This window comes from Pontixanthobacter luteolus (assembly GCF_947494915.1).
In the GTDB taxonomy this organism is placed as follows: Bacteria; Pseudomonadota; Alphaproteobacteria; order Sphingomonadales; family Sphingomonadaceae; genus Pontixanthobacter; species Pontixanthobacter luteolus.
Genome location: NZ_CANLWR010000002.1, coordinates 399,548 through 413,082, shown reverse-complemented (window position 1 = coordinate 413,082; position 13,535 = coordinate 399,548). Strand labels below are relative to the sequence as shown.

12 protein-coding genes and 1 tRNA gene are annotated in these 13,535 nt (G+C 57.5%); 3 read left to right on the top strand and 10 right to left on the bottom strand.

The features are described 5' to 3' along the window. Positions 1-3: 3 nt before the first annotated feature. The 10 genes from lspA to PO778_RS10805 are packed head-to-tail and all read right to left on the bottom strand — an operon-like array spanning position 4 to position 9,609. Positions 4-537 carry a signal peptidase II gene (gene lspA, locus PO778_RS10850; protein WP_271439639.1) on the bottom strand — a complete coding sequence of 178 codons (534 nt, stop codon included), beginning with the start codon at positions 535-537 and terminating at the stop codon, positions 4-6. Continuing rightward, the gene (ileS, locus tag PO778_RS10845; RefSeq protein ID WP_271439638.1) at positions 534-3,455 is read right to left on the bottom strand and encodes an isoleucine--tRNA ligase; all 2,922 of its coding nucleotides are present in this window, start codon (positions 3,453-3,455) and stop codon (positions 534-536) included. Before ileS ends, lspA begins: the two co-directional genes overlap by 4 nt. A gap of 54 nt (positions 3,456-3,509) precedes the next feature. Then, the gene (locus tag PO778_RS10840) at positions 3,510-4,565 is read right to left on the bottom strand and encodes a glycerophosphodiester phosphodiesterase family protein (protein ID WP_271439637.1); all 1,056 of its coding nucleotides are present in this window, start codon (positions 4,563-4,565) and stop codon (positions 3,510-3,512) included. Further along, positions 4,562-5,488 carry a bifunctional riboflavin kinase/FAD synthetase gene (locus PO778_RS10835; protein WP_271439636.1) on the bottom strand — a complete coding sequence of 309 codons (927 nt, stop codon included), beginning with the start codon at positions 5,486-5,488 and terminating at the stop codon, positions 4,562-4,564. The genes PO778_RS10840 and PO778_RS10835 overlap by 4 nt, the downstream gene beginning before the upstream one ends. Further along, positions 5,485-6,666 (bottom strand): dipeptidase, encoded by a 1,182-nt coding sequence (locus PO778_RS10830; protein ID WP_271439635.1) that lies wholly within the window; start codon positions 6,664-6,666, stop codon positions 5,485-5,487. The genes PO778_RS10835 and PO778_RS10830 overlap by 4 nt, the downstream gene beginning before the upstream one ends. Continuing rightward, positions 6,663-7,169, bottom strand: coding sequence for a dihydrofolate reductase (locus PO778_RS10825; RefSeq protein WP_160731218.1), 507 nt, complete (start codon positions 7,167-7,169; stop codon positions 6,663-6,665). Before PO778_RS10825 ends, PO778_RS10830 begins: the two co-directional genes overlap by 4 nt. After that, the gene (locus PO778_RS10820; RefSeq protein ID WP_271439634.1) at positions 7,169-8,224 is read right to left on the bottom strand and encodes a 5-(carboxyamino)imidazole ribonucleotide synthase; all 1,056 of its coding nucleotides are present in this window, start codon (positions 8,222-8,224) and stop codon (positions 7,169-7,171) included. Before PO778_RS10820 ends, PO778_RS10825 begins: the two co-directional genes overlap by 1 nt. After that, the gene (gene purE / locus PO778_RS10815; RefSeq protein WP_271439633.1) at positions 8,224-8,724 is read right to left on the bottom strand and encodes a 5-(carboxyamino)imidazole ribonucleotide mutase; all 501 of its coding nucleotides are present in this window, start codon (positions 8,722-8,724) and stop codon (positions 8,224-8,226) included. Before purE ends, PO778_RS10820 begins: the two co-directional genes overlap by 1 nt. 5 nt (positions 8,725-8,729) lie before the next feature. After that, a complete protein-coding gene (gpmA, locus tag PO778_RS10810; RefSeq protein WP_160731221.1) occupies positions 8,730-9,416 on the bottom strand; it encodes a 2,3-diphosphoglycerate-dependent phosphoglycerate mutase in 687 nt (228 codons plus the stop codon). A 37-nt stretch (positions 9,417-9,453) separates the two neighbouring features. Next, positions 9,454-9,609 carry a hypothetical protein gene (locus tag PO778_RS10805; protein WP_202391707.1) on the bottom strand — a complete coding sequence of 52 codons (156 nt, stop codon included), beginning with the start codon at positions 9,607-9,609 and terminating at the stop codon, positions 9,454-9,456. 104 nt (positions 9,610-9,713) lie between these two features. On the opposite strand from PO778_RS10805, the gene PO778_RS10800 reads away from it, so the two are divergent. The 3 genes from PO778_RS10800 to PO778_RS10790 all read left to right on the top strand — a co-directional run bounded on the left by PO778_RS10800 (position 9,714) and on the right by PO778_RS10790 (position 13,325). After that, positions 9,714-9,788 (top strand) — tRNA-Thr (locus tag PO778_RS10800). A gap of 499 nt (positions 9,789-10,287) precedes the next feature. Further along, a complete protein-coding gene (locus PO778_RS10795; RefSeq protein ID WP_271439632.1) occupies positions 10,288-12,918 on the top strand; it encodes a zinc dependent phospholipase C family protein in 2,631 nt (876 codons plus the stop codon). Between the two features lie 56 nt (positions 12,919-12,974). Next, entirely contained in the window at positions 12,975-13,325 is a 351-nt protein-coding gene (locus PO778_RS10790) for a hypothetical protein (protein ID WP_271439631.1), read from the top strand. The last annotated feature ends 210 nt before the right edge of the window (positions 13,326-13,535 follow it).

The window sequence follows — 13,535 nt, the reverse complement described above, 5'->3', positions numbered from 1 at the left end:
TTCTTAGCTCTCCACGGCAGGTGCCGTCTCGTTCGTATCTGTTTCGTCCTTATCGCGCACGAAGAAGGATCGGGCAAGGATGATGACCACACCGATGGTGATAGCCGCATCGGCGACGTTGAAAATCAGGAAGGGGCGAAAATCCCCGAAATGGAGATCGGCATAGTCGATGACATAGCCGTATTCGAACCGGTCACGGATATTGCCCAGCGCACCGCCCAAGATCATCGCCAGGCCGATAATGTCGCCAAATGCCTTTTCGCGCATCATCCAGATGGTCACCACCAGCGCGATACCGGCGGTCGCCAGCACCAGGCCCCAGCGCATTTCCGGCGATGTCGCCTCGAACATGCCCAGCGACACGCCGAAATTCTGCGTCCAGCGCAGGTCGAAGAACGGCAGCAAATCGATCACGCCGCCCGGCTGGTTGCGCAGGTCAAGCGGGCCGACCATCAGGTGTTTCACCCATTGGTCGATTGCGAAAATCGCCAGCGCGATGGCGAGGCCGATGGCGCGGGGTTTGGTCAGGAAGCTCATGCCGCTGCATCCATTTCAGTCACGACCTCGTCGCACCGGCTGCACAATGCGCCGTCTTCGGCGACGTCAGGCACCAGGCGCCAGCAGCGGCCGCATTTGTTATCGGATGTGCGCGTAACTTCCACGGTGCTGCCTTGGCCGCGCACGACTGTCGCGGCGATGAACAGTTCTGCCAGATCAGCATCGCTGAACCCATCGGGTATGGCGGAGGAGGGCACGCTAACGTCCGCCTCCAGACCCGACCGGATGGTTTTCTCGCGGCGCAGCGGTTCGATTGCTTCCATCACGTCTTCGCGCAATTCACGCATCGCGTCGAAACGTCCGGCGAGTGCACCGTCGATCCATTCGGCGGGCAATTCGCGCAGTTCTTCCAGATGGATGCTGGCGCGGTCGGGGAAGCGTGTGCTCCACACTTCCTCGGCGGTATAGACCAGCACCGGCGCGGTGTAGCGGATAAGCGCCTGGAACAGGATGTCGAGCATCGTGCGGTATGCGCGGCGCTCCAGCCCGTCGGGGGCATCGCAATACAGCCGGTCCTTGCGGATATCGAAGAAGAACGCCGACAGGTCTTCATTGGTAAACTCTGCCAGCGCACGGACGTATTCGTTGAAATCGAAATCATCGATTGCGGTGCGCAGATTGGCGTCGAGCTTCGCCAGCCGGTGCAGCATATATCGCTCAAGCTCGGGCATTTGGGCGGTTTCGACACCCTCGCTTTCGTAATCGAAATCGCTGAGCGCGCCGAGCAGATAGCGGAAGGTGTTGCGCAGCTTGCGATAGGTGTCCCCGACGCCTTTCAGGATTTCATCGCCAATGCGGTGATCTTCGGTGTAATCGACCGAAAGCGCCCACAGGCGGATGATGTCCGCGCCGTATTGTTCCATCACCTTCAGCGGATCGACCGTGTTGCCCAGGCTCTTGGACATTTTCATGCCCTTGGGATCCATGGTGAAACCGTGAGTCAGCACAGCCTTGTACGGCGCGCGGCCGCGTGTGCCGCAGCTTTCCAGCAAGGACGACTGGAACCAGCCCCGATGCTGGTCGCTGCCTTCCAGATAGAGATCAGCGGGCGATTGCAGTTCCGGCCATTCGTCCGATTCCAGAACGAAGGCGTGGGTGCTGCCGCTGTCAAACCAGACGTCGAGAATGTCGCCGATCATCTCGTAATCGTCGGGGTTGCGATCAGGGCCGAGATATTCGGCAGCGCGGCTTTCCTCCCATGCGTCGACGGTGTCGTTGGCGATGGCGGTCTGGATGCGGCGGTTGACGTCAGGATCGACCAGCAATTCCCCGCTCTCCCGGTGTACGAAAAGGGCGATAGGCACGCCCCATGCGCGCTGGCGACTGATCAGCCAGTCGGGCCGGCCCTCGACCATGGAGCGCAGGCGGTTGCGGCCCTTTTCAGGCACGAAGCGGGTCGAGGCAATCTCGCCCAGCGCAATTTCTCGCAGCGTGGGGGACCCTGCCGTGACTTCTTCATCGATAGTCGAATCGCCGCCTTCGCCTTCCCAACGCTGTTCCGCGGGGGAGATTGCGGGCAGGTGGCCCAGATGCTCGTCGATCGCGATGAACCATTGCGGGGTGCAACGATACACGACCTTGGCTTTTGAACGCCACGAATGAGGGTAGCTGTGCTGGTAATCGGCGCTGGCGGACAGCAACGCACCCGCTTCGCGCAGATCGCTACAGATCGGCCCTTCTGGCGCATTGAACGGCTTGTTGATCACGCTGCGGCGGCGTTCCTTGCCCTCTGCATCCAGATCGTTCGCGCCCAGCCACAGCCAGTCGTCGCGGTAACGCCCGTCGCCCATGACAGCGAAGACCGGATCGATGCCGTTCGCCTTGCACAGGTCGAAATCGTCCTCGCCGTGATCGGGCGACATATGGACGATGCCGGTGCCGCTGTCGGTTGTGACGAAATCGCCGGCAAGCATGGGCCGCGGCTTGGCGTAGAACCCGCCGAGATGGTGCATAGGGTGGCGGACGATGGTCCCGGCAAGGTCGGAGCCTTTGCCCTTCCAAACTACTTTGCCAGATATTGGATTATCGTTGGCACTTAATCGAAAATGAAAATCAAATTCGCGCTCAACTGCGTAAAGGAGTGTTTTGTCCCCGGTATCTAACGCGTGATATTCGACATCAGGCCCATAAGCCAAAGCCTGATTGACCGGAATCGTCCAAGGCGTCGTAGTCCAGATCACCGCATGCGCGCCAACTAGTTCGGGAATCGCGCTCTCGACAATCTCGAACGCCACATCGATCTGCGGGCTGTCGGTCAGGTCCTGATATTCGACCTCGGCATCGGCCAGTGCGGTTTCCTCAACCGGCGACCACATCACCGGCTTTGCGCCGCGGTAGAGCTGGCCGGTCTCGGCGAATTTGTGCAGTTCGGCGACAATCGCGCCTTCCGCTTTTGGGCGCATGGTCAGATAGGGTTTGTCCCACCGGCCATTGATGCCCAGCCGTTTGAGCTGTTCGCGCTGAACATCGACCCATTTCTGGGCGTATTCGCGGCATTCGGCGCGGAATTCCTTGGCGGGAACGTCCTTCTTGTTCTTCTTCTTCTTGCGGTAGAGTTCCTCCACCTTCCATTCGATCGGGAGGCCGTGGCAGTCCCAGCCGGGAACGTAAGGCGCGTCTTTGCCCAGCAGGCTCTGCGTGCGCACCACTGTGTCTTTCAGCACATGGTTCAGCGCATGGCCGATATGCATATCGCCATTGGCGTAAGGCGGGCCATCGTGGAGGATGAACTTCTCGCGTCTACTGCGTGCCTCGCGCAGTTTTTCATACAGGCCAATTTCTTCCCATTTCGCCTGAATGCCCGGCTCCTTCTGCGGGAGGCCGGCTTTCATGGGGAAGTCGGTCTTCGGCAGGAAGACCGTGGGGCGATAATCGCGCTGCGTAGGTTCGTCAGACATAGGGCAGTGCCGTTAACGGAAAGCGCCCCCTAAGGGAACATCTATTGAGCGCGGTCAGTCGCGTGCCTGCCGCCGGCGTTCCAGCGCCTGTGCCAGCTGTTCTTCCTCCAGCTCGGTCCGGGTGTTGAAATCGGGGCGCAGCGCGGGGCCGACGGCATACATATCATCCACCCACAGCCAGCCGTTGAAGGTGCTGGGAACATCGCCCAATTGTTCGGGCAGATCGATCCCGCGCGGCGCTTTGTCTGATCCGACCGGGCCGAGCATGATGATCTCGACCCCGGCATCCTGCATCCGCTGGATCATCCGGTTGGGCCAGCCGGGCATGACCCACTGATAATCGAGCGCGACGAAGATGGTCCCGCTGGCGCGGCAGCTGTCGGGCACGACCCCGAACCAGCCCACGAGCGCGTAATCCTTCGAACACTGTTTCGCGCCCTGCTGGGAAAATGCCCAGGCATCGGGGTACAGTTCCTTGATCCGGCGGACAGGGGCGTCAGCGCCGTAAAATGCGTCCTTGTTGTAATCGATCCGCCGGCCAGCTTCTTCGAGCTTGGCTGCGAGCAAGTCTGCCTCGGCCGCGTCCTTGCTCTTGAAGTTGAAGATGAACCGACCGCGCGGCGCAGCGGCAATCCCTTCGGCCAAGGTGGGGATTGCACCGATATGTTTGCCGCGAAACGGAAATGTCTTTCCGCCATCTGCGGTGTAGCCATGGCCTGCGTCCAGTTGCTTCAGCTCGGCGAGAGTGAAGCCGCGCGTATCGCCGCTGGCATTCGTGCGGCAGTCGGCCGCCCAGTCATGGAACAGGACAATTTCGCCATCGGAAGTCGGGGCAATGTCCACCTCGATCATCACCGCACCGGTGCGGCCCGCCTCGCGGATAGAGGGGACGGTGTTTTCCAAAAATTCATGCACTGGTTGTTCAATGCGCGTGGCGGTGCAATCGTCCCGGCCCAGATCGGACTGGTCATACGCCTGATACACCCCGCGATGCGCGACCAGCTTGACCCCGCCCTGCGGCGCAGCGGCCAGCCAGCTGGCATTGTAAACCGTCAGGCCGACAAACATCAGTGCGAGCGCAAAGCCGACGCGCTTCAGCCAGCGTCTCATGCAAGCAGGCTCCGCGCCTTGTCGCAGTCACGCTCCATCTGTTCCATCAACCCGTCCAGCGAATCGAATTTCGCCTCGGGGCGGAGGAAATGATGGAAAGCGACTTCGATTTCCTGACCATAAAGATCGCCGGAGAAATCGAAGAAATAAGGCTCCAGCAATTCTTTCGGCGGTTCGAACTGGGGCCGGATGCCGATATTTGCGGCACCTTTCAGCTCCTCGCCAGTGGCAAGAATCCGGCCCGTCACGGCGTAGATTCCGAATTTGGGGCGCAGGTAGTTTTCGATTGAAAGATTGGCGGTGGGATAGCCGATTTCCCGGCCTCTCTTGTCGCCGTGCTCCACGATCCCGCGAATGGCAAATGGCCGGGTCAGCAGCCGTGCGGCTTCCTGCGGATCACCGCGGCGCAGCGCCTCGCGAATCCGGCTGGACGAGATGACCTCGTCATTGTCGCCAACCGGCCCGACAGTGCGCGCGCTAATACCATGCGCGGCTCCGACATCGGCCAGCACCTGGACATTGCCGCCGCGCGCCTTGCCGAAGGTGAAGTCTTCGCCCGTAACCACGCCGGCGGCACCCATCCGGTCCGCGAGAATGTCTTCGATGTAATCCTCTGCGCTGGTTCCGGCTAGCTCGGCATCGAAGTGGAAGACCAGCATCGCTGTGGCACCGGCGGCAAGATACAATTCCTGCCGCTGTTCCAGCGTCGTCAGACGAAACGGTTCTACATCGGGCTTGAAGAAGCGGACCGGATGCGGATCGAATGTCGCGACAATTGACGGGCGGCCTTCTTCGCGCGCCCACCGGATTGCTTCGCCGGCAACTGCCTGGTGGCCTTTGTGAAAGCCGTCGAAATTACCCAGTGCAACGATCGCACCGCGCAGCGAATCGGGCACCGGTTCGCGGTGATCGAGCCACCTCATTGCGGGCTGCCCGGTTCCAGCCCTGCGGAAATGACCCGCAGCGCATTGCCGCCCATTACCGCGCGGATCTCGTCTTCGGTGAATCCCGCATCCATCAATGCCTGCGTCACATGCACCAGGCCAGCGGTGTCGAACCGTACGGTCACCGCCCCGTCATAATCGCTGCCCAGCGCGACATGTTCGATGCCGACCAGATCGCGAACATGCTTCATCGCCCGGGCAATCGCCTGCGGTGATGTGTCGCAAACCGCGCCTTCCCAATAACCGATGCCGATGATCCCGCCAGTTGCCGCAACGCCGCGTATTTCATCGTCGGTCAGATTGCGATTCACCTTGCAAGTTGCCTGCACTCCGCCGTGGCTGGAGACGACCGGGCGCCGCGCGAATTGCAGCAATTCGGCGACTCCGTCATGGCTAAGATGGGCGATGTCGACGATCATGCCGCGCGCTTCCATGCGCCGGATAACATCGCGGCCCATCACGGTCAGCCCGCCCTTTTGTTCGCCATGCATCGATCCGGCGAGGTCGTTGTCGAAGAAATGCGTCAGGCCGGCCATGCGGAATCCGGCGTCGTAAAGCCGGTCGAGATTGCCGGGATCGCCTTCAAGATTGTGCAGCCCCTCGATGCTCAGCATCGCACCGACTGGCCTGGCATCGCCAATGCCGCGGGTCGTCAGCAGATTTTCAAGCTCGGCCGGTGCGGAAATCCTGGTCAGAGCGCCATTCGATTCCGGCACTGCGGCGCCGAGTTTTGCCGCGTGATACAGCGACCGTTCCAGCAGCGATCCCCAAGTGCGAACCGGCTGCAATTGCCCGATCACCAGCGCAGTGATGTTATCGCCGTCAGCGCTGTTTGAATCGTAATTCTGGTCGGTCGGGGTCTTTGTCACGCTGGAGAATATTTGCAGCGCTACATTCCCGTCCTGAAGGCGGGGCAGGTCCATCTGGCCGCGCACGCGGTCAGACAGGACATCGCGCTGCCACATCAGCGTGTCGGAATGCAGGTCGATGATGGTCAGGGTGCCGTGCAGCGCCTGCGCGTCGGCGCGAATTTCCGGCAATGGCTTGCCATCGATCCGGTTCATATCGCGTTCGACATAGCCCGGCACGAAGATGAAAAATGCCGCGGCGCAGATGCCGACGAGCACCAGCAGTCCGTTGATGACCTTGCGGATCATGCGCACCGCTCCAGCGTCAGGAATGAATAGGCCGGGCGATCATTCTCGGCAGCATGATCTTCGCGCGCAGTGACTTCCCATGTGGCCCCCAGCGGCGGCATGAATGTGTCGCCGCTGAACTCCGCGTGTAACTGCGTCAGTTCCACGCGGTCGGCACGGGGCAGGAACACGTCGTAGATCGCAGCGCCGCCGATCACCGAAACGGTGCCTTCGCCAGCCATCGAGAGCGCTTCTTCGACAGAGTGGGCGATTTCGGCGCCTTCACTGTCCCACCGCTCGCGGCGCGTCAGCACGATGTGGCGGCGCCCGGGAAGGAGGCCGGGCAGGCTCTCGAATGTCTTGCGGCCCATGATCATCGGCGTGCCCATGGTCAGCGCCTTGAACCTTTTGAGGTCGGCGGGCAGGTGCCAGGGGAGCTGCCCGTCCTTGCCGATCGCGCCATTTTCCGCCCGCGCATAGATCAGCACGACGGTCTGGTCCGGGTTCTCTTTGGCCTGCGCCATCAAGTGCGCTCTATTCGCGTAATATGGCCCATCTTGCGCCCTTCGCGCGCTTTTGCCTTGCCGTACAGATGCACATGGGTGTCAGCTTCGGACAGCCGGTCCAGCGCGGTCTTCGCATCCTTGCCGATCAGGTTTTCCATAACGACGCCGTGGGCAATCGTTGCGGTTCCGCCCAGCGGAAGGCCGCACACTGCGCGGATATGGTTTTCGAACTGGCTGGTTACTGCGCCTTCGATCGACCAATGGCCCGAATTGTGGACCCGCGGGGCCATTTCGTTGAAAACCGGGCCTGCATTGGTGGCGAAAAATTCGCAGGTCAGGACACCTACATAGCCAAGCGCGCCTGCGATATTGGACGCGAGCGTTCGCGCGCCTTCTACCTGTTCACGAACCCGGTCGCTGGCGGGCAGGGTGGAGGTAGCGAGAATGCCGTCCTTATGGACATTCTCGGCGCTGTCCCAGAACCGGATTTCTCCGTCTTGGCCGCGAACAAGGATGACGGAAAACTCGGCGAAGAATTCCACGAAACCTTCATAGATCGTCGCGGTATCAGGCAGGCGGATACCCTCTGCATCGCGCGCCGAATCGATGCGCCACTGACCTTTCCCGTCATACCCGTCGCGGCGGGTCTTCAGGATGCCGGGTGCGCCGATACGGTCGACGGCGGACATGAGGTCGGCGTGCGAATCGATGACCGAATACGCCGCGGGCTGTCCGCCCAGATCCTGTACGAAGCGTTTTTCGTTGAGCCGGTCCTGCGCTGTTTCAAGAGCCCGCAGGTTCGGGAACAGCTGCCCGTCGATTGCCCTCAGAGGCTCGACCGGGACATTCTCGAATTCCCACGTGATCACGTCGCATTGCTGGGCAAAAGCGGCCAGCGCCGGGCCATCGGCCCATTTGTTGGCAAAATAATCGTTGGAAACCTGACCCGCGACACCGTCCTTTTCCGGAGAGAAGGTGATGCAGCGATAGCCTAGCTGCGCGGCGGACATGGCCATCATGCGGCCAAGCTGGCCGCCGCCCAGGATCCCGATCGTTCCCCCTGCCGGTACCATTATCGGTCCGGCCGATCTGCGACCGCATTGCTGCGCGCATCGCGCCAAGCGATAAGCCGGCTGGTCAGCGCCGGATCGCTCGTGGCGAGTATCGATGCGGCGAGCAGTCCGGCATTGGTCGCGCCCGCTTCGCCAATTGCCAGAGTGCCTGTCGGCACGCCCGCTGGCATCTGCACGATCGACAGCAGGCTATCCATGCCGGACAGCGCTTTCGACTGGACTGGCACGCCCAGCACGGGAAGATGGGTCATCGCCGCGATCATGCCCGGCAAATGCGCCGCACCGCCGGCACCAGCGATAATAACGCGGATCCCTTCGGCCGATGCGCCTTTCGCAAATTCCACCATCCGGTCGGGAGTGCGGTGGGCGGAAACGATACGGACGTCGCTTTCCACCCCCAGTTCGCCCAGAACTTTCGCTGCACATTCCATCGTCGGCCAGTCTGACTGACTGCCCATGACGATAGCAACCTTGGCCGCCCCGTATGCTGTTTCCCCCATGCTCATCACATATCCTTCAGATAGCGCCGCTCACCTGGCTTCATGTCGGCGTCGAATTCGTAAATGATCGGCTGCCCGGTGGGGATTTCCAGCCCGGTGATTTCGTCATCGGAAATGTTCGACAGATGCTTGACCAAAGCCCGCAGCGAATTTCCGTGCGCCGAAATGATGACTGTCTCACCGCTGGTCAGCACCGGCAGGATCGCACTTTCCCAATAGGGCAGAACGCGCTCGATCGTTAGTTTCAGGCTTTCGGTGTTGGGAATGTCGATCCCGGCATATCGCGGGTCCTGCGTCAGATCGTATTCGCTGCCCGGCTCCATCGGCGGGGGCGGCACGTCGAAGCTGCGGCGCCAGATATGGACCTGTTCATCGCCGTGCTTGTCACGGGTTTCCTGCTTGTTGAGGCCGGTTAGCCCGCCATAGTGCCGTTCGTTCAGGCGCCAGTCCTTGGTTGTGGGAATCCACAGGCGATCTGCCGCCTCCAGCGCCAGATTCAGCGTCTTGATCGCCCGGGTCTGCACCGATGTGAAGGAAACGGTCGGGAAAACGCCCTTGTCGGCAAGGAGCTTTCCTGCGGCTATCGCCTCTTCCACGCCCTTTTCCGTCAGGTCGACATCCCACCATCCGGTGAAACGGTTCTCGAGGTTCCATTGGCTCTGGCCATGGCGAACTAGGATCAGGGTAGGCAAGGGACGGCGCTCCTAAGCGTTTCGGGAGCAGTTGCGGTTAGCTTTCAGCGTCCGTTTTGGGAAGCATTTCTTGGTCTGATTCGCCCATTTGCCGCGCCTGCGACTTTCTGCGGCGCAAATTTTCGCGCAATTTTGCAGCGAGCCGTTCCTCGCGGGACAGATTCTCGGTCGATTTGGCGGTTTGGTCAGACATTTGGACATCCCTTGCCAATATTGATGCGGCTGCTCAAGCTTTTCGCTATCAAGCGGGTTGACTTTAGGAGGCTGCGCGACAATAGGGCGCGCCTTGATTGGAGCGCTGCTGTAGCTCAGTGGTAGAGCGCGTCATTGGTAATGACGAGGTCGAGAGTTCAATTCTCTCTAGCAGCACCATCACTTCCGCTTAGTGTCAGACCGGTTCCCTGCGGGGAGCGCGCAAACCTTGGTGCCTGTGTGGGTATCGGGTGGGTGGTGCTTTGGTCAGAGGTTCAGCTCGTCTAACCGCATCATCACCTAAAACAGGCAATTGCGCGGCTCATGGTTTAAAGGCTGTTCGGCTGGTCAACGCCATTGGGCAGGGATTGGAAGCATTACCAAGGCTAAAATATGGGGCAATTTTGCAGATGATAAGCTGGATATGCCCCGACACAAAAGACTGGGTTCGGCAAAACACTTCAGTCCCCACCGTTATTCGCAGCCGCCCCTAATGGCTAGCTATCTATATAGGCCCCTTAATTTTGGGTACGTACTTCGGCGTTCCTTCAACAACTGACGCGGGATGAACATGACGCATTTGCGATCATCTGCTCAAATGTTGTTGACGGTGAAATACTAAAACATGAGCGTACAATTTGACGGCTTGCGAGACCAGTGGTCAGAATTTTAATATTTCTTGCAGCGACCTAACAATGCTGAATATAGTTTTGCTTATTATCAAGAGGGGGGTAATTTGATTAAATCAAAGAAAATAAGAGGCATACTTTTGGGCTCCGTGTTGCTTGGGAGCGCCCAAGCAAATCAGGCTGCGGCTTTCGGCTTGAACACCCATCTTTGGATAGCACAGCAAATTATTGACGACTTAGACGATAACTGTCGCACGCAAATTGGTCTCGAGAAAGCCAGACTTCCTAAAGACGTTTGTCAAAGCATCAGAGATTATCCTGACCATTTTTTGGCAGGGGCGATTGGCCCGGATGGGTTCCCTGATATTATCGCAGGCCAAACTGTTGTCCATCCCGGAGTCGAAAACGGTTGGAAAACAAGTGATTGGCTGAACCATCTCTATCAGAAAGCAAGCTCAGGAAAGGAATTGGCTTTTGCGGCGGGCTACCTAGTGCACGCCGCGAGCGATACATTCGCGCATACTTACGTGAATAACTATGCTGGAGACGAGTTCGTTTTGGCCGACGAACGGCGCGTAGAGATCAGACATTTCGTTTTGGAAAAATATATCGATACTCGGCTGCCGCAGAGTGAGGTCAACGTCGAAGATTTGAAGGTTCCTACAAAGTTCTTGAGAGACAATCTCATTTATAACAAAAGCGCTGCTGTCAATTCGGCCCGCTCCGGGATCGCACTGCATATTCCGGCGATGTATACGGTTAAAGAATCCGTTGGCCAGATGGCCGATGCGGTGGACGATTTGGAAGACAGCATAGCTCCAATTATTGCCGCACTCATTCCTATTGAAGCGCAATTTGAAATAGATATTCGAGATTTGAAGGTTGATCTCGGCTTTCTGAAGGAAGCGCTAAAGCTTCAAGAAGGAAAGCTGGCTGAAGAAAAGAAGGCGCTAGATGCCGCGAAGCAATCGCTAGATGGTGCGATCGATGATTTGGAGCACAATGCCAACCATATACAGAGCCATCGCAATAGTGTAATAAATGCCGAAAATAAAATAGGCCAAATAAGAAATTCGGCTGATCAAGCTAGAAGCTCAATAGGTCGTTTGAAAGATAAGGTGGATGATCTAGTAAGTGAGATTGAAGATACGTTATGTGGCCTTAGCCCAGTATGCAGAGAGGGATTGAAGGATTTAAAGAGGGATCGGGATAGGGCGAAGAGAAAACTTCGCGAGGCCAGAGATAATATTAACAACGAGGCTACGCGCGTCGCTGCGCAAACAGCAATTAAGATCGAAGCAACAAGACAGCAAGCGGAGGCCGAAGCGCTGAAGGTCGGTTTCGAAGATTCAAGGAAGGCAGCGCGTGCTGCGTATGATTTGGCAAGTACCAAGTATCAAGCTGAACTCGATCTTACGGTAAATTCCAGAAAGGCTGTCGCTGATGCTGAAGTCGCTATAGCCGTAGCACAAGAGCAATTGGCTGAGCTTCAATTCGGTAAAGGAGATTTGGAGAAGCTACTCGCTCATCTCGATCTGATCTCAGGGCCTCTAAAAAATTGGGAGACTGGCGTTGATAAGGCGAGCGAAGCGTTCATCGACACTAGCTTGGTCGTGGCTAAGAAAATGGCCACTGGCGAAGAAGGTGCGGTTGGTGAATACGTCGAATGGTTCGGGTGCCACGGTGTTGCATTCATGGGCATCCCACATCAACTGGGTGAAGCGAGTTGCTTTGCACGCGACAGTCTGGCGCAAATTCAAAAGGATTTCGATGCATTCGTAATCAATTCGCATCCCGAGCCTATTAAATCAGTCATGCAAGATTTTGCGGATCTGAAAGAGGAATTCCGTGGAAATTTGACCAGAGAAGTTGAGACTGCTGGAATAGAATTGGCAAAGTTTGCGTCGCCGGATGGAACAACTGGCGATTTCATAGAACTGATAGTGCGCCCGGAATACGCGACCAAATCCAAATTGAATGAGGTTTTTCGCTCAGCAGCAGACGCTGATGGGAAAAAGCTTCTTAAATTTGAAAATGTTTCTGATGAGATACACAAAGACATCGGTTTAGCTAACGACGCACTAAATCCAGAACGGTTTAAAGCATTGAATTATGCCGTGAAATTCTCGCAACTTTCACTTTTAAGCCAAGCAGGTTTGGAGAGATTCGTCTGGAAAATGGGCGGACCATCTAACAATTTGGGTAATTTTCAGAACGGCAAGCGGCAATCGATTTTGCTCGAGTCCTTGCGTTCAATTGATGGAAATCACCAATGGCAGCCATATGGATTGCCATACCCGAGGTCCTCTGGTGATGCCGAGCCGGTGAAGGCGTCCGAGCGTAACTTTGGTTGGGGGCCGCTTGATAGCGACCGCAAAGGCCTCTCATTGTTCATAGATGAAGGGTTGCGCCGCTCGGTCTTCTTGTCGCTGTTCCCTGACCCTATGGCAGGACAAATTCTGGCTCGTCCGGAGCTTAAAGCGGCAAATTACAACTTTCCGGCCTGCGCTCGAAATCCGTTCCCTGTTGCCTTCGAAAGCGATGGAACAGCTGCTGAGACGGACCATCTCTGCGTGGAAGCCGAGACTGGTGATGCAACTTCCCGCCCGGCGAGTGTTAAGCGAAAGCGGTTGCTTAGAAAAATTCTTGGCTTTTTTGGCTTTGGCCCGAGTGACCGATAGAGCTGGACTTGCTCTTCGAAACCAAACGTCTCAGCCGTGCGGACTTGAGGAATGTAATGGATCACGTAATTAGAATCACGAGATATAACCTCATGTCTGGTGAGGGGATGTTGACCTATTTGCGGGATGGCTCAGAAATTTTGTGTACGAAATCGTGGGAACATGCGGGAAACCTCATTCCAGCGAAAAAGTACACGGGTTCGAAGACGACGATGGCTTCCAAAGGGTGGCCCGCCATCTATCTGCCGGATAGCCAGACGGGCAAGAACGGCATCTTTATTCACAAAGGGAAATCGCAGAGTTGGAGCGAAGGATGCATTTGTATTGATGGTGCTGAGATAAAGAAAATTTTGGCCCACCTACCGTCAGATGTTGGTGCCGTTACCATCAACGTGGCTTATTCCTAAGATACAGTCGAACTGATTGGTTTTACAAAAGCACCATTTCGAGGCTGAAAAACTAAAATGAGTCTTCTTGGCGAAGCGGACCAAAATTGAATGTGAAAATGAGGGAGCGCTACGCTCATCTGGCAGACGAACAACTGATGGCGGCTGCGGAAGCACGAGCTTCCAAGCTGGCCGTGAACTGGTCGCAGGGGGCTTAGCGGCAACAGAACC

What these genes read in the sequence shown, in the direction of transcription:
- PO778_RS10790 (WP_271439631.1), top strand. Translation starts at nt 12,975, where the DNA reads ATGGATCACGTAATTAGAATCACGAGATATAACCTCATGTCTGGTGAG.
- PO778_RS10820 (WP_271439634.1), bottom strand. Translation starts at nt 8,224, where the DNA reads ATGGTACCGGCAGGGGGAACGATCGGGATCCTGGGCGGCGGCCAGCTT.
- ileS (WP_271439638.1), bottom strand. Translation starts at nt 3,455, where the DNA reads ATGTCTGACGAACCTACGCAGCGCGATTATCGCCCCACGGTCTTCCTG.
- PO778_RS10830 (WP_271439635.1), bottom strand. Translation starts at nt 6,666, where the DNA reads ATGATCCGCAAGGTCATCAACGGACTGCTGGTGCTCGTCGGCATCTGC.
- purE (WP_271439633.1), bottom strand. Translation starts at nt 8,724, where the DNA reads ATGGGGGAAACAGCATACGGGGCGGCCAAGGTTGCTATCGTCATGGGC.
- PO778_RS10825 (WP_160731218.1), bottom strand. Translation starts at nt 7,169, where the DNA reads ATGGCGCAGGCCAAAGAGAACCCGGACCAGACCGTCGTGCTGATCTAT.
- PO778_RS10840 (WP_271439637.1), bottom strand. Translation starts at nt 4,565, where the DNA reads ATGAGACGCTGGCTGAAGCGCGTCGGCTTTGCGCTCGCACTGATGTTT.
- PO778_RS10835 (WP_271439636.1), bottom strand. Translation starts at nt 5,488, where the DNA reads ATGAGGTGGCTCGATCACCGCGAACCGGTGCCCGATTCGCTGCGCGGT.
- lspA (WP_271439639.1), bottom strand. Translation starts at nt 537, where the DNA reads ATGAGCTTCCTGACCAAACCCCGCGCCATCGGCCTCGCCATCGCGCTG.
- PO778_RS10805 (WP_202391707.1), bottom strand. Translation starts at nt 9,609, where the DNA reads ATGTCTGACCAAACCGCCAAATCGACCGAGAATCTGTCCCGCGAGGAA.